The organism is Chordicoccus furentiruminis (assembly GCF_019355395.1).
GTDB lineage: Bacteria > Bacillota > Clostridia > Lachnospirales > Lachnospiraceae > Chordicoccus > Chordicoccus furentiruminis.
Genome location: NZ_CP048829.1, coordinates 2,587,513 through 2,608,095 on the forward strand (window position 1 = coordinate 2,587,513; position 20,583 = coordinate 2,608,095).

A 20,583-nucleotide genomic window follows, 5' to 3' on the forward strand; every position below is an offset into this window, starting at 1 on the left:
CGGAGCTGTGCAAGGGGAGAGGAATGGGGAAACTTTTTGAAAATCTGCCGAGGCGCTTTTTCAACCCGCTTGCGGCGACGGCGAACGGAGGCAGCCAGCAGCAGTTTTATGCGGAATGCATTCTCGTCATCAACGGTCTTTTTGCGGACCGGACGCAGGTGAGCCGGGACGATCTGAAGGATGAGATTGTCAGCCTGCTGCTTGCGGATCACATTCAGTCCATCGATGAGACGGATATGCAGGCTGCCTCTGGCAACGGTGGATCTGGATCAAAATACGGAGGGGATCCGGCCGGTGAGCAGGGACAGCCGCCGGAGGAGCGGATGGCGAACCACGTCATCAGCTATCTGTCTGATGAGGAGGTGGGCTGGATCGAGGAAGGCATCGATTCGAGAACCTACAGCCGGACGTATATGCTCACCGAACAGGGTATGATGCTGGCGGATTACATCCAGCGGGCTTCCTCCATGAAGCTGGATGAGATGTCCAATTATCTCTACAATACCTATCTTGTGCTCGATGATTTCACCAGACACAGAAAAGAGCGGGAGGACCATAACCCGTATACGCTGGTGATCGTCAATGCCTACACGAATATCAAATCGCTTGCTTCTTCGCTGAAAATGCTGCGCCGTTCCATCAAACGGATTGTGCAGAAGGTCACCGGAAAACTGACGTTTCAGGAATTGATGGACAATCTGGGGGACTATATCGACGGCGATTTTATCGGGGAATTCACCCGGCTGGTCGACAGCGAAAACGCTTCGCTGTTCCGGGGACCGATTACCGCGTCGCTGAAAAGGCTGATGGACGCTCCGGAGACGGAAGCGCTTTTTATCCGGGACTGCATGAAGGCGGGGAAAGAGGAGCATCTTACATGGGAAGAAGCGCGGATCCGCGTCTATGAGCAGGTCACGTTTATCGAGGATTTCCTCACGGACGGGTATCTGAACCTTGTCCGGGATATCCGGAATCAGATGGTGGAATACATTATGACGGTCCGTCTGAAGCTGAAGATGACGATGGACATCGCGGATAACGCGCAGGAGGTGCTCGGCCGGTTTATCCGGAAGCTCTCTGAGTACACTGCAGGAGAGGACACGCCGGAGTCTGCGCTCGCGGCCTTCCGGATTCTGGAGAATTACTACATTTCAGCCGGTTCTGTAAAAAACGGGATCAGGAGACGTGAGAAAATCAGGAACCGGGCAGCGGAACAGACGGTGCTTACGAAAGAAGAGATTCTTGAGGAACAGGAAAAAATGCGGCGGATGGGGGATGTGCCTTACACGAGGGATAAAATGCGCCGCTATACTGAGAAATATAAAATCAATGGCAGGGTGCGCGCCGCCGATCTTCCGCTGGACACAAAAGAGGACGCTCTGGCGGATGTGGCGGCCGCGGCCTTTGCGCCGGCGAATCGGATGGATGTATATGTGGATGATGATTATATCAGAACCGATCATGTGCAGCTGCGGGATTTTACACTGACAGACAGCGCGGTTCCTGACGGAGCAGACAGTGGCCGGGATCGGATTGAGCGGGGAGCCGGCGAAATGCAGAGCACCTTATCCCGAAAGAAGGAGCCGGAGGAGACCAATGGATGACAATCTGACATTTGAGCAGTGGTATCAGGATCTTTCCGCAAAGGAACAGGAGATGATGAGGCGGGGAATACGGATCCTTCTCTCCAGGACGTTTCTCATCAAAACAAGGGAGCGGGAACTGTTCGGCTTCTTTGCGAGAAATGCACCGCACATGGAAACGTATTTTGCGCCGATGGGGTATGCCATGTTCCTTGAACGGGATTACGGCATCATCATGCTGCGCGACCGGCAGGAAGAGAAAGTGGACGCGCAGGAGACAGCGGCCATCAACAGAAAGGTTTTCTCCATCCGGGAGAGCGTGATTTACTGCGCGCTTGCGTGGATTTTCATGGAACGGATGAGCGGAAGCCTGGATCGATCCGTTGCGATCCGGCCGGACGTACTGACCAGAACGCTCGAACAGTTCGGAATCGGCGCCGGATACCGCACGGAGTTTAACAGGACGCAGATCACGGACGCTCTGAAAACGCTGCAGCGCTTTTCACTGGTCAATGTGAAAGGGACGCTTGGAGATGAGGACTGCGCCCTTGTTCTGTATCCAACGCTCCTGTTCGGGCTGGATCTCAGGGCCATTGAGGATATGATCAGCCAGAAAAGGGAAAGCTATCAGGTCTATTATGCCAAGGCACCGGAAGCGGCTGATGACGGGCAGGAAACCGGGACCGAACCGGAAGACGGGGACGGGCCGGAAGCGGAGGAGTTTACATGAATCAGTCGGAAGCGATGAAGCGGACGAGAACACTGGAGGATGTACTGATCACCAACTGGGCGGTCTATACCTGCACCCATTTCAAGATCAGAAATTCCGCTCTGATCACAGGAGCGAATGAGTCCGGGAAGTCTACGATCATTGATGCGCTGACGTATGCGATGTTCGGTATCACGGATTTTAATATTCAGGCCGGAGCCGGAGAGGACGAACGTTCCGTTCTCGCGTATGTGCGGGGCGATACAAAGGACAACGAGGAACGTTACCTTCGCGGGGATCAGGACGTGACCAGCTGTATCGCGGTGGACATTTTTAATCCGGCTGACGGATCCTATGTCACGGAAGGCGTCTGCATCGAACTCTATCGTGACGACTCACAGACAAGGGCCAAATGGTTCGTCGTGCCGGGCGCGAAGATCAGCGACATCAATTTTTATCAGAAAACCGGAAATACGGTTTCGTTCACATCCAGACAGGATCTTCGGTTCAGAGGAAAGCCGCTGAATTTCTACAAGCGGGAAGAAGGAATCGCGACGTTTCTCCGGCTCTGCGGACTGAGACTCGGTCAGGGCGGCGTCCGTGAGCTGCGCGGAAAAATCAAACGACTGCTTGCCTGCGGGAAGAAAAAGATGGATATTGACCGCTTCGTACGGGAGTCCATCTTCGAGGAGGATACAACCGCGCAGAGCTCGCTGGACAATATTCTGCGGCACAAGGCGGAGTTTGAGAAGCTGGAAGAGGATCTGAAGAAGCTGAATGAGGAAAAGACGCTGCTTCAGAGGATTGAGGAGCAGTATCTTCAGGTGCTTTCACTCGATGCGGAATCGGTCCGTCGCGGAATCGCGCAGAAAAAGTACCTGTACATGAAGCTGAAAAACGCGGACGATGAGCTGGAGCGGAACATTGATGATGTGAAGAGCCGCATGCGGGTACTGGAGAAAAAAGAGAAGACGGCGCAGCAGGCTTTTGATGAAGCGGACGGGGAACTGATCCGGGCCTCAACTGCTGTGCACGAGGGGCAGCGGCCGATCGAGGAGCTGAAGAACAAGCTGCATCTTGATGAAGAGAGCCGGGATGCGATGGAGGATTCCGTCCGTTCTCTCCGTGAACTGAAAAAGAAGGCGGAGAGCCTTTTCAGCGGACAGGAAGACGTCACGGTTCCGGACGAGCTGTATGAAGCGATCGGGCACGCGGGAGAAGCCTCTGCGGATGAAAAGGAGACCGTCCGGGTTCTTCAGAAGCTTGAACACAAGAGAGAGGCGCTTTACCGGGATTATCAGCAGCGTAAAGAGGAGACCGGCTACGCCCTGCGCGACCTACGCAGGGGGCTGGAGAAATTAAATGGGGAGATCCGGACGCTGCAGCAGAATAAAAAGGTGCTGCCGGACGGAATGGAAGAGGAACTGGCTGTCCTCAAGAGGGAGGCGGAGCGTGCCGGCCTTCATACGGAAATCCGGCTTGTCTGCGATCTTGTAAATGAGATCGATCCGAAATGGCAGATGGCGGCGGAAACCTTTCTCGGCGGACGGCGCTTCAATGTGGTCGCGGAGCCGGAAGCCGTTCCCGGACTTTTGCGGATTGTGGACGAGAAGAATCTGTATCAGATCTACCTCGTGCTGACCAATCAGATGGATGATATTCCGGCGCAGGCTCCGGGCGGTTCTTTAGCGGCCCGTTTTCAGATCGCGAATCTCTATGCGCGGAAGTATATCAATTATACCTGCGGAAATCTGAAGTGCGTAGAGACGCGGCAGGAATTGAATGATCACCCGAAGGGCGCGATTATGCCGAACGGTATGCTGGCAAGAGGCATTGTCGGCAGCAAGATGAAGCCGGTGCGGGACCTTGTTTTCGGCAAGGACGCGGTTCTGCGGATGCTTGAACAGAAAAAAGAGCAGCGGGTCGTGATACAGAAGCAGGCCGCTTCCCTCGAGGGACAGGAGAGGCGCTTCGCGAAGCTGGCGGAGCAGGCTTTCGGAGCCAGCTTTGCGCCGGAACATTATGACACGACGGCGCCGAAGATGCTTCTGAAGCTGAAAGAAGAGATTGAAGCGACAAAGCGGGATATTCGGGCGCTGCAGAACAATCCGTCGGCGAAACGGCTGATGGATATGTATGTGGCGGCATCGGAAAGAAGAGAGCAGGCGCAGAAGGCGCTGACAGACGTTCAGAGCGAACGTAAGGCTGAAGCGCGGGCTGCCCTCGCGGCGGAGGAAAGCCTGCGGTCCGGACGAAGCGATGAGAAAAAACGGCAGGATGACTATGAAACGGCCGCTGCGCTTCACCCGGAGGAAAAGAAGGCGGCGGACGAACTGTATGAAAAGCAGAAGGACAACGTCGAAGGAAGTCTTCTGAGAGCGATTCAGGATGTGAACAAACGCCTTGGGGACGCGACCAACGGTATGCTGGAAGCGATGTTCCGGTACAATGCCAGCCATACCGGCTATGTGGCGGATAAGGGCGGTGCGAAAAAGTACATCGAACGGCTGGACGAACTCCGCACAAAGGACATTGAAGAGACAAAGAACAGGATCAAGGCGAAGGCGCAGACGATTTCCGACACCTTCATGCGCGATTTCGTTGAGGTAATTTACGCCAGGATCCGCAGCATGCAGGAGCAGAAGGATGCCATCAACGCGATGCTGAAGGCGCATAGGTTCGGTGACAAGAATTACTCGCTGATCATGAAAGCCAGGAACAGCGCGGACATGAAGGCGTTCTTCACGATCGCACAGAAAATCGATGAACTCGGTTCGGCTGATACGCTGGAAGTCTATCTGAACATGAACAGCCGGTTCCTGCAGGAGCAGGGAATGGCCGATGCGTTTGAGGAGTTCCGGGATACGGTGCTGAACGCGGACGATGTGACGGAATATACGGACTACCGGAACTATTACGGCTATGACTTCTTCATAAACGACGGGCAGCATACGGCTTATCTGTCAAAATCGCAGGGGATCTATTCCGGAGGCGGGAAGCAGACTCCGTATTTCATTTTGCTGACGGCCGCGCTTATGACGAGCTACCGCAGTGATTCCTGCTGTCTGCGGATCGCCTTTATCGATGAGGCGTTCGCGGCGATGGATGAGGACAGAATTCGGAGTATGATCGATTATTTCAATGACAACGGCCTGCAGGTTCTCTACGCGGCGCCGGATAAGACGATGCACAACATCGCGCCATATGTGGACACTACCGTCACGGTCGTGAAGAAAAACAGGAAGGCGGATGTCATTGATATGCAGATGAGGTTTGACGAATGAGTGTGCGCCGGAAGCCGGATGCCTGGCAGAAAAAACTGATCGGCATGATGCTGGACGCGTATGAACGGACGGGGACCTATCGGGGAGATACGGAGCGGAATCAGAATGTACGGGTTCCGGTGAAGCGGGTTTTTCCAGACTATGATCGGGATGACGCGGATCTGACGGAGCTTGAGAACTTTGAGCAGTCCATGCGCGATCTCGAAACGTTTTCTCCTGTGCGGATCGTGTACCGGGATAAAAGAACGAGACACGAGTTCCGTGAATTCCTTGTGCCTGCGGGAGCTGTCGAGCCGGCGCTCTATCAACTCGCAGGCCGGAAGCCGGGAAGAGAAATTCATATGGCGCAGATCGCAGTTTATGAGGCATTCAAAGGGAAAAGTCCTGTCCTTGATTCGTTTATCGCATCGCAGGAGGAGCTGCTTCGGGCGGATAAAAACGCATGGTTCGAGCCTTCCGAGGCGGAGGACGTGATGCGGACCGTAGATCTCATGGCGCACAATACGGAGAATATACTTTACAGGGAAATATCCATTGCGTTGTTCGGAGATACGAAATATATTGAAAGACGCGGAATTTTGTCAAAAGCGGTCCGAGTATTGAAGCGTTTCGGTCGATTTGATTTTGAGGAATCGGATTTTGAATCGAAAAAAGAATATGATGCGGCCGTACTGTCGGAGTACGCGGTGTACGAGAATCCGACGTATGTGAATTTCAACGGAAACGGGGAAGTTCTTTTTCGCAACGGAACGAAACTGGAACTGAGGGCAGGCGTCCCGATTGCGGTCCGTTCGGACCGTCTTGCGGACATTACCGATATCCGGATTTGTGCTGAAACGGTGCTGACGATCGAGAACCTGACATCCTACAACCGGATGCAGACGGATGCATTCCAGCTGTATCTGGCCGGTTATCATAATCATGCGCGGCAGGAGTTCCTTGTCAGGATTCATAACCAGAACCCGGGTATCCGCCGCTGGCTGCACTTCGGCGACCTTGATCCGGATGGCTTCTGCATTCTTGAAAATCTGCGGAACAAGACCGGTATCGCGTTCGAGAGCTGCGGGATGGATGTCACCTATTTGGGAAAATACCGGACTTATACAAAAAAGCTGAATGAGAACGACAGGGCGAAGGCGGAGAACCTGATCCGGGCCGGAAAATATCCGGAAGTCCTTACCTATATGCTTGAGCATGACGCGAAGCTGGAGCAGGAAATCATAAGCTGGAAAGAAGGGAAAAGTCAGACTGGATGTTGGAGAATGTGTGCTGGAAACTGAAACGTCCGATATCCGGCTGGACAGAAGCCGGAGGGGACTGTACGCATATGTGTCGCAGGGAAACCAGCTGATGACCAAAGCCCCGCTTGGGATCTGTGATCTTCAGATCGACATGAGCGGTATGAGAGAAGGAGAAAGGAGCGGCGCGGCCGGATGATCATCAATACCGGAAGCAGGACGGATATACCGGCGTTTTACTCCGAGTGGTTTTACAGACGGATCCGGGAAGGTTTCGTGATGGTGAGAAATCCGTACCGGCCGACGGACGTCACGCGGTATCTTCTGGATCCTTCTGTGGCGGATATGATCGCTTTCTGCACGAAGAATCCGGCACCGATGCTCGGGAGACTTCATGAGCTCGACGCGTTCCGGACCTTTTTTATGGTGACGATCACACCTTACGGAAAGGATATTGAGCCGTATGTTCCGGAGCCGGATCGGGTGATGGACGCCTTTGCCGCACTGTCGGAGTATGCGGGCCGGAACGCGGTCAGCTGGCGCTATGATCCGGTGCTGATCACGGACAGGTATCCGGTCGATTTTCATAAAAGCGCGTTTGAGAAGATGGCCGGAAAGCTGAAAAACTGGACGGATCAGTGCGTGGTGAGCTTTGTCGACCTTTACGAGAAGACGAAACGGAATTTCCCGGGTGTGCGGAACGTGACGCAGTCGGAGCAGCGGGATCTGATCCGTTCCTTCGGGGAGACGGCGGAGCGGCTGGACATGCAGATTCATCTCTGTCTGGAGGACGCGCGGCTGGTCCGCCCGCACGTGGACGCCGGCGGATGCATGTCCCGGGAAGTGGTTGAGAAGGCGATCGGGCAGCGGCTGACCGTGCCAAATCATCCGCCGGCCCGGTCAGGGTGCAGCTGTCTGCTCGGCGCGGACATCGGCGCGTATGATTCCTGCGGACATGGCTGTCTGTACTGCTATGCCAACGAAAGCCGGGCACTCGCGGTCCGCACGATGCGGCTGCACGATCCGGCGTCTCCGCTTCTGATCGGGCATCTGACGAAGGATGATATTGTGAGGGATGCAAAGCAGGAATCGTGGATCGATCCGCAGATGAGTCTCTTCGATTTTATGGGGATGTGAAGCGGGCGCCCGTCAGAGCGGAAGAAAGGCGAACGCCGCGGCGATGACAAGGGAAGGAAGAAGGTTTGCCACGCGGATTTTCCGGTCCCACAGCAGGTTCACTCCGACGCAGAAAATCAGCACGGAGCCGACCAGCGAAAGGTTCGCCATGGCGGCGTCCGTCATGAGCGGCCGGATCAGGCGCGCCAGCGCGGTCATGCTTCCCTGAAGGATCGCCACCGGGACGGCGGAGAAGGCGCAGCCTTTTCCCATCGAGGCGGACATCACGAGGATGATGATAAAATCCATGAGGGCTTTTGAGACCAGCACAGCGTGATTGCCGTACATCCCGTCCTGAATGGAGCCGATTACCGCCATAGCGCCGATGCATACGGTGAGCGAGGCGGTGACGAACGCGTTGACAAAGTTTTTGTCCTTTGCGCTGCCGGATTTTTTCTTCAGCCATTCGCCGAGCTGCCCGAAGCGGTCTTCCAGATCGATCAGCTCGCCGATGACGGCGCCGGCGGCAAGACTGACCGTCATCATGACGGTGCCTTCCGTGAAGAGAGCGCCATGACTGATTCGGAGCATTTCCGCCATAACGCCGCCGATTCCGAGGAACAGGACAGCGAGCGCGTTCGCTGTCATCAGCGTTTCCTGTATCTTCGGCGGGATGCGGCTGCCCGCGAGGCAGCCGCAGAGACCGGCGGCGACGATGGCCGCAGCATTGATCAACGTTCCGAGTCCCGGCATAGGTGTTTTCCTCCTGACGGCATTTTCTGCCGAACAGAACAGTATTATATGACACCAATGCGCTTATGTCGACGGAATGATAAAATGCGGTTCTGATTTGCGGCCTGTTTATTCCTCACTCTTTCCGGCGGAACGGATCGCCTCGATTGCGTCGTCGATGCTGACACCGCTGTCGGCGATGGCTGCCATCACTTCATCCTGACGCTGTGAATTCAGCTCTTCCTCAAGTTTCTTGATGGTGTCGTTGAGCTCCGCGATTTTGGCGGTATACTTTTCCTTATCCTCCTTTGCCTTTGCAAGCTTCTCGGTGATCACTTCCGTACGTGTTCTGCGTGTTCTTGCCATTTGATGAATCCTCCTGTTTTCTTGTCTTGGTTTTATGCTGCAGCTTTATCACAGTCTAGCACAGAAGAGGTATAAAGCGATAAATAATTCGGGATTATTCTATGATTTTATTTGCTTTTTCTCTCTACTGCTCTGTCCGGATTTATGACTGCACGGCCTTATCTTAAAGTGAAGGAGAGAGAAACGGGCGGATACGGGAAGAGGATTTTATGAGGAGGAGGCGATAAACACAATGAGAAATCCGAAAGCATTAGTCTCATCATTCTGCCTGAAAGGCAGAGAAGGCGAAGCGGCTTAATGAGTTCCTCCTTTTTCGTTCGGATATCGTAATGCAGAATTGTGGGGGATTTTCTTAGCTGACAGTGGAATTTCGTTCTTTATAAATGTAATATTGAACTGATTCATTGGATACAGAATCCCCGGCATGGGTGTGCGATTGGCGTTATCCATGAAGACGGCTTCTTTCTATTTTAGAAATCATGATCCAAAAAGGCGGCGCCTTGGAACGAAGAACGCACAAAAACAAATGAGGAGGAACGTTTGAAAATGCCTGAAAAGACATTTGATAAAAAGAGCGCGGATGCTCTCGCGGCTGCGATCAGAAAAAATATTTTGAGAACCATCGCGTCAAAGGGAAGCGGACATGTAGGCGGATCGCTTTCAATCGCGGATCTTCTTGCGGTCCTGTACAGCGGAGTGATGAATGTGGATCCGGAGAATCCGCAAAAGGAAGACAGGGACATTATTGTTTTATCCAAAGGGCATGCCGGCCCTGCGCTGTATGCTGTACTGGCAGAGAAGGGGTTCTTTCCGAAAGACATGCTGGACACTCTGAATCAGAATCGGACGACACTGCCAAGCCATACGGACAGGCTTAAAACACCCGGAGTCGATGTGACGACTGGCTCACTTGGACAGGGCGCGTCTCTTGCCGCTGGATCTGCGTTTGCTGATCAGATCGACGGAAAGAAAAACACGACCTACCTGATTCTGGGGGACGGAGAACTGGACGAGGGGCAGGTCTGGGAGAGCGCGTTATTCGTTGCATCCAAAAAGATCACGAATCTGATTACCATCGTGGATGCGAATGGAAAACAGCTGGATGGTAAGACGGATGATGTGTGCAGTCTTGGAAGCATCGAGGACAAATTCAGGGCATTTGGGTATCATGTGATTTCTGTGGAGAATGGAAATGACACCGGGGCCATTTATCGCGCGATACAGGAAGCAAAGAAAGAGCGGGAACAGCCTTCCGTGCTGGTTCTTCATACGGTGAAAGGCGCGGGTGTAAAGAAGTTTGAAGAAATGGAAAACTGCCATTCCACCAAGGTGGACAGGAACGAACTGCCGCTCTTCTATGAGGAACTGGACGGGCGCGGAGCGGAGGAGACGCGGACATCAGCCGGCTGAAACGGAAAGCAGGGTGGAGGAGAATATGTACAGAATCAGCGATGATAACAGAGAGTGCAGGAAAGTGTTCGGCGATACGCTGCGTTCCCTTATGGCGGAGAATCCGGATGTCGTATATCTCGAGGCGGATCTGGCCGGTGCCATCGGAACGGCAGGCCTTTTCAGAGATTTTCCGGAACAGGCGTTCGATCTCGGCATCATGGAAGCCAACATGGTCGGCGTGGCGGGCGGCATGTCCCTGAGAGGGAAGATCCCGTTTGTGCACAGCTTCGGGACTTTCGCATCAAGACGCTGTGCAGATCAGACCTTTATGGCGGGCTGCTATAACCGGGCCAGCATCCGGATCATCGGAACAGATCCCGGTGTAACGGCTGAAGCGAACGGCGGAACGCATATGCCTTTTGAAGACATTGGCGTTTATCGGAGCTTCCCCGGGATAACCATTCTTGATATCGCGGAACCGCAGCTTCTGGAAGCGGTCCTCAGACAGACTGCAGAACGATACGGTGTGTATTACATCCGTTTTCCGAGGAAGTGGAAGACGTCCTATTATGCAGGCATGCCGGCCGCGGAGATCGGGAAGGCAGCCGTGATCCGCGACGGAAGCGACGGGACGGTGATTGCCTCCGGCATCGAGGTTACGGCTGCCCTGCAGGCGGCGGAGGCTCTCGAGTCCGAAGGAATTGACATTCGTGTGGTTGATATGTTTACAGTGAAACCTGTTGATGAAGAGATGATTCTGAGATGCTGCCGCGAAACCGGCGCGATTGTCAGCGCGGAGAATCACAATCGGATCGGCGGACTGGGGTCCGCGGTTGCAGAGGTGATAGCGGAAAAGGGGCAGGCTCCGTTCGAACGGGTCGGTGTGCCGGACTGCTTTGGCGAGGTCGGAGATAAAGCCTTCCTCTCACAGCGGTTCGGAATTGGAGCGGAGAGCATTGCAGAGGCGATGAAGAGAGTCATAAAAAGAAAATAATGGAAGGAAATTCTGAAGGGAAACTGAAGCGGAAATGGAAAAACTGACACTGGAAGAAGCGAAAAGACTGAACGATACAGCGGTGACGGAAGAGCATCTGCGGCTGCATGCCGCCAATGTTTCCGCCTGTATGGGCGCGATGGCGGAGCACTTCGGGGAAGACCCGGAGCACTGGGAGGCCGTCGGGTATCTGCACGATTATGATTATCAGGCGTTTCCGGAGGAACATCTGGCGCATACGGAGGAACCGCTCAGGGCAGCGGGCGTTCCGGCTGAGGATATCCGGGCCATTCTGAGCCACGGTTATTCGATCTGCAACGAGGTGAAGCCGGAGACGGTTATGGAGAAGTCACTGTTCACGGTGGATGAGCTCAGCGGCATCATTCAGGCGGCCGCCCGTATGCGGCCGAACGGAATTGTCGATATGGACGTGAAATCGTTCATGAAGAAATGGAAGAACAAGAAATTTGCGGAGAAATGCAACCGTCCGCTGATCCTTGAGGGCTGTGAAATGCTGGAAATGGATATCCGGGACGTGGCGGAAATCTGTATCGAAGGGATGAAACAGCACGCGGCGGAGCTGCATCTGACGCCGGAGACACTTCGCGCGGAGTGATTTCTGCGGAAGCTGCCTGCGCTTTGATTTTCAGGAGGTATCGCCGTCGCCGTCCGCTCTGTGGTATACTGGCTGGAGCAGATCACGTTTGACGGTCCGGGCGGGAAGGAAGAGGAGAAGGAGATGAAACTCCGGTTCAGACAGCGCATGTTTTCATGGTTTGACAGCTATGATATCTGCGATGAGGGCGGGCAGACCGTCTATACGGTACGGGGGCAGCTGTCATGGGGGCACTGCCTGAAGATTTTTGATGCCGGCGGCAGGGAACTCGGTATGGTTCAGGAAAAAATCCTGACACTGCTTCCGAAGTTTGAACTGTACGAGGAGGGGCAGTATCTGGGCTGTATCCGGAGGGAGCTTTCCCTCATCCGCCCACGGTATGAGATTGATTTTAATCAGTGGCAGGTGCAGGGCAGTGTCATGGAGTGGAACTACACGATTTACGGAGCGGGAAAAGAGGCGGTCGCCAGAGTTTCCAAGGAACTGCTTCATCTGACAGATACATATGTGCTGGACATCGTGAACCAGGACGACGCTTTTCATGTGCTGATGTTTGTGCTGGCCATGGACGCGGACAAATGCAGCAATGGAGACTGAGGCGGGAATACCCGTGCTGGGAGATGGGAAAAGAAAGGAGACTTCATGGAGGCCTGTTCCTTTATTGCGCCCTGCCATTTCGGGCTTGAGGCGGTGCTGAAGCGGGAGGTCACGGATCTCGGTCTGAAGGTCAGACGGACGGACGACGGGCGCGTCTTCTTCGAGGGCGGTCCGGAAGCGGCCGCGGAGGCGAATCTCCGGCTGCGGAGCGCGGAACGGATCCTGCTCTGTGTGGCGGAGTTCCGTGCGGCGACGTTTGATGAGCTCTTCGAGGGGACGAAAAAGATTCCATGGGAGGAGTTCCTCCCGGTCAACGCCCGGTTCTGGGTGGCCAAGGTTTCCTCCGTGCGCAGCACGCTGTTTTCTCCGTCCGACATTCAGGCGGTTATGAAGAAGGCGATGGTTGAGCGGATGAAGCTTCATTATCACCGGAGCTGGTTCGATGAGGACGGACCGTCATATCCGCTGAGAGTGGCGATCCGCAGCGACGTTGTCACCGTCGGACTGGATACGACCGGCACGTCTCTTCACAAGCGGGGATATCGGGTGTCGCCGGTCATCGCGCCGATCTCGGAGACACTCGCGGCCGCGCTGATCGGGCTTACGCCCTGGCATCCGGACCGGATTCTGGTGGATCCTTTCTGCGGTTCGGGAACCATCCCCATCGAGGCGGCGATGATGGCGAAGCGGATCGCTCCCGGTCTGCATCGGTCGTTTCTGGCGGAGAGTTGGAACTCAGTGATCCCTTCCGATACATGGCATCGGGCGAGGGAGAGAGCACGGGCGGAGGTGATTCCGCATCCGGATGGTGTGGACATTCAGGGCTTTGACATTGACGAGAAAGCGATCCGATGCTCCCGTGACAACGCGGAGGCGGCGGGGGTGGCGGATCTGATTCATTTTCAGCGGCGTGCCGTGAAGGATCTTCATCATCCGAAGAAATACGGCTTTCTGATCACCAATCCGCCTTACGGTGAGCGGCTGGAGGAGAAGGCGGAGCTTCCCGGCCTGTACCGGGAAATCGGGGAGGCATACAGGAGGCTGGACAGCTGGTCGATGTACCTGATTTCTTCCTATGAGGATACAGAGAAGGCCATCGGACGCAAAGCGGACCGGAACAGGAAAATCTATAACGGCATGCTGCGGACGTATGTGTATCAGTATCTGGGACCGCGTCCGCCGCGCCGGACGCACGCGGAACACTGAGGAGGACTGGATGACAAATGTGATTTTTGCGACTGGAAATGAGAACAAGCTGAAGGAGATCCGGGCGATTCTCTCCGGTCTTGATCTGCACGTAGTTTCGATGAGAGAAGCCGGCATCGATGCGGAGATCGTCGAGGACGGCAGGACGTTTGAGGAGAATGCCCTGATCAAGGCCCGTACTGTCTGGAAAAGGGCCGGAGGCATCACGATGGCGGACGATTCCGGACTGGTCGTCGACGCGATGAACGGAGAGCCGGGAATCTACTCCGCCCGCTGGATGGGAGAGGATACTTCCTACCATATCAAAAATTCGGAGATTATCCGGAGACTGGAGGGCGTGCCGGATGAGAAGCGGACGGCCCGGTTTGTCTGCGCGATTGCCTGCATCCTTCCTGACGGCCAGGAGCTGACATCCGTCGGTACGTTTGAAGGACGGATCGGCTACCAGGAGGCAGGGCGGAACGGCTTCGGCTATGATCCGATTTTCTATCTTCCGGACCGGGGCTGTACATCTGCAGAGCTTCCTCCGGATGAGAAAAACGCCATCAGTCACCGGGGGAAGGCACTGGCGGATATGCGGCGGAAGCTGGAGGCACTCCGGGCGGAAGGAAGGCTCTGAGTGTCGGAATGCGGAGGGGCGCGGCAATGGAGAGGGATCTGTTCAGAATTCTGGTGGTGAGTGATACGCATGGCCGGGGAGACGGGCTGAAGGAAGCGATCCGGCTGGCGAGGCCTTTTGATCATCTGATCCACTGCGGCGACACGGAAGGACGGGAGCGAGAGATCGCGACGGAGGCGGGCTGTCCCTGTACGATTGTGCGCGGTAACAACGATTATTTTTCCACGCTTCCGGAGGATGCCGTCGTGGAACTTTCCGGATTCCGGATTTTCGTCACCCACGGTCATCAGTACGGTGTCTCGATGACGACGGAATATCTCCGCGAGGAGGCAAAGGCGGAGAGATGCCGGATCGCCTGCTTCGGGCATACGCACCGGCCTTATCTTGACCAGTCCGACCCGGAACTGACGGTGCTGAACCCGGGATCGCTGTCTTTTCCGAGGCAGGAGGGCCGGGAACCGACGTATCTGGTGATTGAGGTGGACCGGCGCGGGCGGCTGCATTTCCTGCAGAATCACATCGGCCGGAGACGCCTTTGAGGAACAGGGCAGCCCGGAACGCGGCGCCGGGCGGACTGTAAAGATGGGGAGAAGCCGGAACGGCCGTAACAGATGAATTTTTTGAATTGGATGTTGACAAAGGAATCTTCCATCCATATAATAAAACATGTGCGATTTAAGAACGTGTCGCCGTGATCGGTGCAGTGACGGGGTGTGGCTCAGCTTGGCTAGAGCGCCTGCTTTGGGAGCAGGAAGCCGCAGGTTCGAATCCTGTCACCCCGATGAATCTGCGCGGGTGTAGTTCAACGGTAGAACACCAGCCTTCCAAGCTGGATACGTGGGTTCGATTCCCATCACCCGCTCGTTGTCTTTTTGACATGGCAACAAGTGTGCTTGTAGCTCAGCTGGATAGAGCAACGGCCTTCTAAGCCGTGGGTCGGGGGTTCGAATCCCTTCAGGCACGGTCGATTCGTCCTGAAGGCGGGTCGGGGGCCTCCGGTTGAACTGGATGAGCGCCGTATATTCTGGTGGGTGTGGCGCAGTTGGTTAGCGCGCCAGATTGTGGCTCTGGAGATCGTGGGTTCGAGTCCCACCATTCACCCTCTGCAGTACTTATAGTGCAGTACCTTCTTTCTTTCGATGGGCTATCGCCAAGGGGCTAAGGCACAGCACTTTGACTGCTGCATTCGTTGGTTCAAATCCAACTAGCCCAGTTCGGTCACTTCCGTGATCATTCAGAACTGTTTTTCTCGGATATTTGGAGCATTAGCTCAGGTGGTAGAGCACTTGACTTTTAATCAAGTTGTCCGGGGTTCGAATCCCCGATGCTTCACGAACGCGTTTGGGTAAGCCAGACGTGTTTCTTTTTATGCGGCTGTGGCGGAATTGGCAGACGCGTTGGATTTAGGTTCCAATATCCACGGATGTGCAGGTTCAAGTCCTGTCAGCCGCATGTCTTTCTGATCTGCATTCTATTTTTACAACCGATAACCTGATCAACCGGACGGCTGGCCGCGGTTTGCGAGAGAGGATACAGCCGACGGACATTTCTTTCGGAAATCATCGAATATGACAAGAGAACAATATCAGACGATTCATGTGACGAATCTGCGCGAGCTGGCGAAATCCCGCGGAATCAAGCGCACGTCCGTGATGAAGAAGAGCGAGCTGATCGACGCGATGCTGGCTCTCGACGCGGAGCATGCAGCCGGCGGAACGGAGCATGTCGTGAACCCTGCTTCAACAGATATGTCCGGGGAAGGGGCAGATGCCGAAAACGGAGCGTTTCGAAACGGACGGCGGAAACAGACGCCGGTCGCAGAGACGACGCCTTTTTCTGTGAAGAGTCCGGTTCCGACGGACGGAACCGGATCGGCGGAGACGGATGCGGCTGAGGGAGAGGCTGCGGCGGAAACTCAGAATGCGGCTGTACCGGTACGTACAGACGAAGCTTCCGCGGCGGCGGAGCGACCGGCGCCGAATACGTCAGGCCGCGGCCGCAGAGGCCGTCCGGCGGGGCGGAGTGAGACAAGACACGAACCGGTCCGGGACGCATCGGAGACAGAATCTGCGCGCCAGAGTACTGTGCGGAGAACGAGAGCCGGCCGGCCGCGCCGCACGGAGACTTCCGGCGACGACAAACACGGCGACTCACCGGCGCGGCGTCCGCGGCAGGCGGGCGAGACGCCCCGCGCCGGCCGCCCGCGCCGCTTCGAGGAGACGCGGCATGCGGCAGCGGAGCACCCATCCGGCAGCCGTGTGAGCGGCCGTGCTGTTCAGGGCTCGGATTACGCATCTTCTCCCGAGCATCCGCAGACGGTCAGCGCGCGGCCAAGACGCGGAGGAGACGCGCAGTCCGAGCCGGGTCAGGAGGAGAAGCCATTCTCCCGCCGGCCGGCACCGGAGGAAAGAAAAGCATCCGTAGTTCCGGCCGGCGGAGCACAGAGGCCGGCGGAGGCGGTCTCTGTGCAGGAACCCGGTCAGAGCAGAGAGGAGCGGGATAACGGTGAAGCGTCCGCGGCGATCCGTCATCGTGAGGAAGCGGATCACAGATGCCGGGGGATTCTGGAGGTGATGCAGGACGGGTTCGGTTTCCTGCGGAGCGATAATTTCCTTCCGGGCGAAGAGGATGTCTATGTTTCCCCGTCGCAGATCCGCCGGTTCAACCTGAAGACTGGAGACATGATCGAGGGGACAAAGCGCGAACGCGGGCAGGGTGAGAAGTACGGAGCGCTTCTCTACGTTTCCACGGTGAACGATTTTCCGGCGGACGAAGCGCGCCACCGCGCGGTGTTCGAGAACATGACCCCGATCTTTCCCAATGAACGCATCCGCCTTGAGCGTCCGGACGGGTCAAGGGCGACCCGGATCGTCGATCTTTTCAGCCCCATCGGGAAGGGCCAGAGAGGCATGATCGTCTCGCCGCCCAAGGCCGGCAAGACGACGCTGCTCAAGGATATCGCCCGTTCCATTCTCACCCGGAATCCGGACGCGAATCTCATCATTCTGCTGATTGACGAGCGGCCGGAAGAGGTGACGGATATGAAGGAGTCCGTTCACGGGAAGAACGTGGAGATCATCTACTCGACGTTCGACGAACTTCCGGAGCATCACCGCCGTGTCTCGGAGATGGTGATCGAGCGTGCGAAACGGCTGGTTGAGCACCACGAGGATGTCGTGATCCTGCTGGATTCGATCACGCGTCTCACGCGCGCCTGCAACGTTCTTGTTCCGCAGAGCGGCCGGACGCTGTCCGGCGGTCTGGATCCGACGGCTCTTTATATGCCGAAGCGTTTCTTCGGAGCGGCGCGGAATATGCGTGAAGGCGGCAGTCTTACGATTCTGGCGACCGCGCTCGTCGATACGGGAAGCAAGATGGACGACGTGGTGTACGAGGAGTTCAAGGGTACGGGCAATATGGAACTGATCCTTGACCGCAAGCTCCAGGAACGCCGGATTTTCCCGGCGATCGATATCGTAAAATCGGGCACGAGGCGCGAGGATCTGCTGCTCACGCCGAGAGAGCTGAAGGCCGTGGACCTGATGCGCCGCCGGATCAACGGCCTCAAGGCGGAGGAGGCGGTGGAATCCGTGATCAATGCGTTCACGCATTACAGCACGAACGAGCAGGTCGTGGCCGCTGTGCTTCAGAAGTGGGGAACGTAAGCGGCCGAACTTTCGCGCCGGACGGAATACAGTGAAGCCCCGGAGGTCGGAACGCGGCTGGATTCAGCGTTAATCCGACCGAATGGATCTTGCATTGCGTACAGTGCTGTGTTAGAATAAAGATCGCTGTTCAGAGGCGGACAGACCGGTATCGCCGAACGGTTCTCCCGATCGGCTGAGGATCATGTCTGCCGGACAATCGATCATCCGTGATTCAGAAGATATAAAGAGGTGAGAGTGCGATGAAGGAAGGTATCCATCCGAACTATTATCAGGCAACCGTGACTTGCAACTGCGGCAATACATTTACCGTAGGTTCCACGAAGAAGGATCTGCACGTTGAAATCTGCTCGAAGTGTCATCCGTTCTATACGGGTCAGCAGAAGTCGACGCAGGCCCGCGGCCGGATTGAGGCTTTCAACAAGAAGTACGGCATGGGCAAGTCGGAAAACTGATCAGAAGAAATCCATGCAGGGACGGGCTTGGCCCGTCCTTTTTTCATAACTGCCCGGGAGGCGGGAGAATCGGAATGCTGAATTGAATCACAGCTGTCCGGGAAGCTTTCCCGCTGCCCCCGCGCGAAATGGAAAGGAGGACTATGACGCAGCATAATTCCGGTATCGGCGGTCAGGCGGTTCTCGAAGGCATCATGATGCGGAACCAGGAGCGCTACTCGATCGCCGCCAGAAAGGAGAACGGCGAGATCGCGCTGGAGGTCCGGCCGTATCATACGGTCATCCCGATCAGGGGGATCGAAAAGATTCCGATTCTCCGCGGCGTGTCGGCCTTCATCGATTCTCTTGTAGTCGGGATCTCTTCCCTGATGTGGTCGGCGGATGCCGTATCGGAGGAGGATCCGGAGGAGGCGAAGCAGAAGGAGAAAACAGAGGCGCAGCTGAAAAAAGAAGAGCGGCAGTGGCAGGCCATGATGACCGGCACGGTCATCTTCTCAATTGCATTTTCCGTCATTATGTTTATGCTTCTGCCGTACTGGCTGGCGGGGCTGATGCGGACGGCCGGCGTGAAAAACGTCTGGGTCAATCTGGCTGAGGCGGTCCTCCGGCTTGCGATTTTCCTCGGCTATATGCTGCTGATTTCCCGGATGAAGGACATCCAGCGGGTCTTCGCGTATCACGGGGCCGAGCATAAATGCATCAACTGCATCGAGCAGGGGAAGCCGCTGACGCCGGAGAATGTGCTGGGATGCTCCCGTCAGCACAGGCGCTGCGGAACGAGCTTTCTGCTGATCGTGATCAGCATCTCGATTATCGCGTTTCTGATTCTCGGGCTGTTTGATATTCAGTCGGGCGTGATGAGGCTCGTCTGGAGACTGATTCTGATCCCGGTGATCGCGGGGATTTCCTATGAAATTCTCCGCTATGCGGCTGTTTCCGACGGACCGGTGATCCGGACGCTGGTCCGGCCGGGGCTGGCGCTTCAGAAGCTTGTGACGAGAGAGCCTGACGCGCAGATGGCGGAGGTCGCGATCGCTGCCATTGAAGCTGTGTTTGACTGGAAAGACTGGCAGGAGAAAACCTTTGGAACAAAGAGAGAGGCGTGACACGCTTCCCGCGCGGGCTCTGCGGCGTGAAGCCGCCTGTCTTCTGAAAGCCGCGGGGATCGAGGAAGCGGATGCGGACGCCGGACAGCTGCTTTTTCATGCCGCCGGTTTTGATGCGGCCTCCTATCTGCTGCATGCGGAGGAGCCGCTTCCGGAGCCGGTGCGCCGGCGCTTTATGGAATCCGTTCGCCGGCGCGCGGACCGCGAACCGCTGCAGTATATCATCGGAGAGGCTCCCTTCTACGGGCGCCTCTTTGTCGTACGTCCCGGCGTTCTGATTCCCCGGTTTGATACGGAGACGCTGGTGGAACGGATGCTTCCGTACACATTTCCCGGAGCACGAATTCTCGATCTGTGCACGGGCTCCGGGTGCATTCTCCTGACACTGCTTCTCGAAGGGAACGGACCGATGAAGGGGACGGGAACCGATCTTTCCGATACGGCTCTTGGCGTGGCGCGCGGGAACGCCGCCCGTTTCGGGGTGGATGCTTCTTTTCTGCGGAGCGATGTCTATACCAATGTCAGCGGCGTGTATGATATAATAACGGCAAATCCGCCGTACATCCGGACGGATGTGATCGCCTCGCTTGATCCGGAGGTGAGGGATCATGAGCCGAGGCTGGCTCTGGACGGGGATGCCGACGGAATGCGTGTGTACCGGAGCATCATCGGCGGCGCCTCCGCCCATCTCTCGGAGAATGGCGTGATAGGGCTTGAGATCGGCTTTGATCAGGCGGAAGAGGTATCCGCGCTCATGGAGGCGTCCGGATTCCGGAAAATTGAAGTGACGGAGGATCTCGCCGGCCGGCCGCGTGCCGTGACGGGCCGCCGGGGCGGATCATGATATCATGCGTGGGAAGATGCGTGTGCGGCTGTTGATCAGACGGCTTTGCGATACATCAGGG

At 56.1% G+C, this 20,583-nt stretch carries 19 protein-coding genes and 7 tRNA genes; 24 read left to right on the plus strand and 2 right to left on the minus strand.

Features of this window, described 5'->3' with window-relative positions; genetic code table 11:
- Nucleotides 1-23: 23 nt before the first annotated feature.
- Genes G4C92_RS11770 through G4C92_RS11795 form a run of 6 tightly spaced genes read left to right on the plus strand, consistent with a single transcriptional unit; the run spans nt 24 to nt 7,951 of the window.
- Entirely contained in the window at nt 24-1,604 is a 1,581-nt protein-coding gene (locus G4C92_RS11770) for a Wadjet anti-phage system protein JetA family protein (protein WP_274940034.1), read from the plus strand.
- On the plus strand, nt 1,597-2,313 hold the full coding sequence (locus G4C92_RS11775) for a DUF4194 domain-containing protein (RefSeq protein WP_274940035.1): 717 nt from the start codon (nt 1,597-1,599) through the stop codon (nt 2,311-2,313). The genes G4C92_RS11770 and G4C92_RS11775 overlap by 8 nt, the downstream gene beginning before the upstream one ends.
- Nucleotides 2,310-5,576, plus strand: coding sequence for an SbcC/MukB-like Walker B domain-containing protein (locus G4C92_RS11780; protein ID WP_274940036.1), 3,267 nt, complete (start codon nt 2,310-2,312; stop codon nt 5,574-5,576). Before G4C92_RS11775 ends, G4C92_RS11780 begins: the two co-directional genes overlap by 4 nt.
- Complete coding sequence (locus tag G4C92_RS11785; protein WP_274940037.1) at nt 5,573-6,856, plus strand: Wadjet anti-phage system protein JetD domain-containing protein; 1,284 nt, start codon at nt 5,573-5,575, stop codon at nt 6,854-6,856. The genes G4C92_RS11780 and G4C92_RS11785 overlap by 4 nt, the downstream gene beginning before the upstream one ends.
- On the plus strand, nt 6,843-7,013 hold the full coding sequence (locus G4C92_RS11790; protein WP_274940038.1) for a hypothetical protein: 171 nt from the start codon (nt 6,843-6,845) through the stop codon (nt 7,011-7,013). The genes G4C92_RS11785 and G4C92_RS11790 overlap by 14 nt, the downstream gene beginning before the upstream one ends.
- Nucleotides 7,010-7,951: a DUF1848 domain-containing protein gene (locus G4C92_RS11795; RefSeq protein WP_274940039.1), complete on the plus strand. Its 942-nt coding sequence runs from the start codon at nt 7,010-7,012 to the stop codon at nt 7,949-7,951. The genes G4C92_RS11790 and G4C92_RS11795 overlap by 4 nt, the downstream gene beginning before the upstream one ends.
- Nucleotides 7,952-7,963: 12 nt before the next feature.
- Here G4C92_RS11795 and G4C92_RS11800 read toward each other — a convergent pair whose 3' ends face one another.
- Nucleotides 7,964-8,683, minus strand: a complete 720-nt coding sequence (locus G4C92_RS11800; protein WP_274940040.1) for a DUF554 domain-containing protein — start codon at nt 8,681-8,683, stop codon at nt 7,964-7,966.
- A gap of 108 nt (nt 8,684-8,791) precedes the next feature.
- Complete coding sequence (locus G4C92_RS11805; protein WP_274940041.1) at nt 8,792-9,028, minus strand: hypothetical protein; 237 nt, start codon at nt 9,026-9,028, stop codon at nt 8,792-8,794.
- A 546-nt stretch (nt 9,029-9,574) separates the two neighbouring features.
- On the opposite strand from G4C92_RS11805, the gene G4C92_RS11810 reads away from it, so the two are divergent.
- The 18 genes from G4C92_RS11810 to prmC all read left to right on the plus strand — a co-directional run bounded on the left by G4C92_RS11810 (nt 9,575) and on the right by prmC (nt 20,522).
- Nucleotides 9,575-10,438 carry a transketolase gene (locus G4C92_RS11810; RefSeq protein WP_274940042.1) on the plus strand — a complete coding sequence of 288 codons (864 nt, stop codon included), beginning with the start codon at nt 9,575-9,577 and terminating at the stop codon, nt 10,436-10,438.
- Complete coding sequence (locus G4C92_RS11815; protein ID WP_274940043.1) at nt 10,386-11,414, plus strand: transketolase family protein; 1,029 nt, start codon at nt 10,386-10,388, stop codon at nt 11,412-11,414. The genes G4C92_RS11810 and G4C92_RS11815 overlap by 53 nt, the downstream gene beginning before the upstream one ends.
- A gap of 34 nt (nt 11,415-11,448) precedes the next feature.
- A complete protein-coding gene (locus G4C92_RS11820; protein WP_274940044.1) occupies nt 11,449-12,030 on the plus strand; it encodes a hypothetical protein in 582 nt (193 codons plus the stop codon).
- Nucleotides 12,031-12,153: 123 nt separating this feature from the next.
- Nucleotides 12,154-12,627 (plus strand): LURP-one-related/scramblase family protein, encoded by a 474-nt coding sequence (locus G4C92_RS11825; protein WP_274942007.1) that lies wholly within the window; start codon nt 12,154-12,156, stop codon nt 12,625-12,627.
- A 45-nt stretch (nt 12,628-12,672) separates the two neighbouring features.
- Complete coding sequence (locus G4C92_RS11830) at nt 12,673-13,833, plus strand: THUMP domain-containing class I SAM-dependent RNA methyltransferase (protein ID WP_274940045.1); 1,161 nt, start codon at nt 12,673-12,675, stop codon at nt 13,831-13,833.
- 10 nt (nt 13,834-13,843) lie between these two features.
- Complete coding sequence (gene rdgB / locus G4C92_RS11835) at nt 13,844-14,452, plus strand: RdgB/HAM1 family non-canonical purine NTP pyrophosphatase (protein WP_274940046.1); 609 nt, start codon at nt 13,844-13,846, stop codon at nt 14,450-14,452.
- A gap of 26 nt (nt 14,453-14,478) precedes the next feature.
- Nucleotides 14,479-14,991 carry a metallophosphoesterase family protein gene (locus G4C92_RS11840; RefSeq protein WP_274940047.1) on the plus strand — a complete coding sequence of 171 codons (513 nt, stop codon included), beginning with the start codon at nt 14,479-14,481 and terminating at the stop codon, nt 14,989-14,991.
- Between the two features lie 168 nt (nt 14,992-15,159).
- Nucleotides 15,160-15,234, plus strand: a tRNA-Pro gene (locus G4C92_RS11845).
- Nucleotides 15,235-15,243: 9 nt separating this feature from the next.
- Nucleotides 15,244-15,314 (plus strand) — tRNA-Gly (locus tag G4C92_RS11850).
- A gap of 27 nt (nt 15,315-15,341) precedes the next feature.
- Nucleotides 15,342-15,415: transfer RNA gene (locus G4C92_RS11855), tRNA-Arg, on the plus strand.
- A 64-nt stretch (nt 15,416-15,479) separates the two neighbouring features.
- Nucleotides 15,480-15,553, plus strand: a tRNA-His gene (locus tag G4C92_RS11860).
- 39 nt (nt 15,554-15,592) lie between these two features.
- Nucleotides 15,593-15,665, plus strand: a tRNA-Gln gene (locus tag G4C92_RS11865).
- A 46-nt stretch (nt 15,666-15,711) separates the two neighbouring features.
- A tRNA-Lys gene (locus G4C92_RS11870) sits at nt 15,712-15,784 on the plus strand.
- 38 nt (nt 15,785-15,822) lie between these two features.
- Nucleotides 15,823-15,904, plus strand: a tRNA-Leu gene (locus G4C92_RS11875).
- Between the two features lie 116 nt (nt 15,905-16,020).
- Entirely contained in the window at nt 16,021-18,117 is a 2,097-nt protein-coding gene (gene rho, locus G4C92_RS11880) for a transcription termination factor Rho (RefSeq protein WP_274940048.1), read from the plus strand.
- A gap of 242 nt (nt 18,118-18,359) precedes the next feature.
- Nucleotides 18,360-18,572, plus strand: a complete 213-nt coding sequence (rpmE, locus tag G4C92_RS11885) for a 50S ribosomal protein L31 (protein ID WP_274940049.1) — start codon at nt 18,360-18,362, stop codon at nt 18,570-18,572.
- Nucleotides 18,573-18,715: 143 nt separating this feature from the next.
- Nucleotides 18,716-19,678 carry a DUF1385 domain-containing protein gene (locus G4C92_RS11890; RefSeq protein ID WP_274940050.1) on the plus strand — a complete coding sequence of 321 codons (963 nt, stop codon included), beginning with the start codon at nt 18,716-18,718 and terminating at the stop codon, nt 19,676-19,678.
- Nucleotides 19,656-20,522 carry a peptide chain release factor N(5)-glutamine methyltransferase gene (gene prmC / locus G4C92_RS11895; RefSeq protein WP_274940051.1) on the plus strand — a complete coding sequence of 289 codons (867 nt, stop codon included), beginning with the start codon at nt 19,656-19,658 and terminating at the stop codon, nt 20,520-20,522. The genes G4C92_RS11890 and prmC overlap by 23 nt, the downstream gene beginning before the upstream one ends.
- The last annotated feature ends 61 nt before the right edge of the window (nt 20,523-20,583 follow it).

Bases quoted from the DNA above. Each gene is read 5' to 3' on its own strand.
- G4C92_RS11770 (WP_274940034.1), top strand. From the start codon at position 24: ATGGGGAAACTTTTTGAAAATCTGCCGAGGCGCTTTTTCAACCCGCTT.
- G4C92_RS11775 (WP_274940035.1), top strand. From the start codon at position 1,597: ATGGATGACAATCTGACATTTGAGCAGTGGTATCAGGATCTTTCCGCA.
- G4C92_RS11780 (WP_274940036.1), top strand. From the start codon at position 2,310: ATGAATCAGTCGGAAGCGATGAAGCGGACGAGAACACTGGAGGATGTA.
- G4C92_RS11785 (WP_274940037.1), top strand. From the start codon at position 5,573: ATGAGTGTGCGCCGGAAGCCGGATGCCTGGCAGAAAAAACTGATCGGC.
- G4C92_RS11795 (WP_274940039.1), top strand. From the start codon at position 7,010: ATGATCATCAATACCGGAAGCAGGACGGATATACCGGCGTTTTACTCC.
- G4C92_RS11800 (WP_274940040.1), bottom strand. From the start codon at position 8,683: ATGCCGGGACTCGGAACGTTGATCAATGCTGCGGCCATCGTCGCCGCC.
- G4C92_RS11805 (WP_274940041.1), bottom strand. From the start codon at position 9,028: ATGGCAAGAACACGCAGAACACGTACGGAAGTGATCACCGAGAAGCTT.
- G4C92_RS11810 (WP_274940042.1), top strand. From the start codon at position 9,575: ATGCCTGAAAAGACATTTGATAAAAAGAGCGCGGATGCTCTCGCGGCT.
- G4C92_RS11815 (WP_274940043.1), top strand. From the start codon at position 10,386: ATGAGGAACTGGACGGGCGCGGAGCGGAGGAGACGCGGACATCAGCCG.
- G4C92_RS11820 (WP_274940044.1), top strand. From the start codon at position 11,449: ATGGAAAAACTGACACTGGAAGAAGCGAAAAGACTGAACGATACAGCG.
- G4C92_RS11825 (WP_274942007.1), top strand. From the start codon at position 12,154: ATGAAACTCCGGTTCAGACAGCGCATGTTTTCATGGTTTGACAGCTAT.
- G4C92_RS11830 (WP_274940045.1), top strand. From the start codon at position 12,673: ATGGAGGCCTGTTCCTTTATTGCGCCCTGCCATTTCGGGCTTGAGGCG.
- rdgB (WP_274940046.1), top strand. From the start codon at position 13,844: ATGACAAATGTGATTTTTGCGACTGGAAATGAGAACAAGCTGAAGGAG.
- G4C92_RS11840 (WP_274940047.1), top strand. From the start codon at position 14,479: ATGGAGAGGGATCTGTTCAGAATTCTGGTGGTGAGTGATACGCATGGC.
- rho (WP_274940048.1), top strand. From the start codon at position 16,021: ATGACAAGAGAACAATATCAGACGATTCATGTGACGAATCTGCGCGAG.
- rpmE (WP_274940049.1), top strand. From the start codon at position 18,360: ATGAAGGAAGGTATCCATCCGAACTATTATCAGGCAACCGTGACTTGC.
- G4C92_RS11890 (WP_274940050.1), top strand. From the start codon at position 18,716: ATGACGCAGCATAATTCCGGTATCGGCGGTCAGGCGGTTCTCGAAGGC.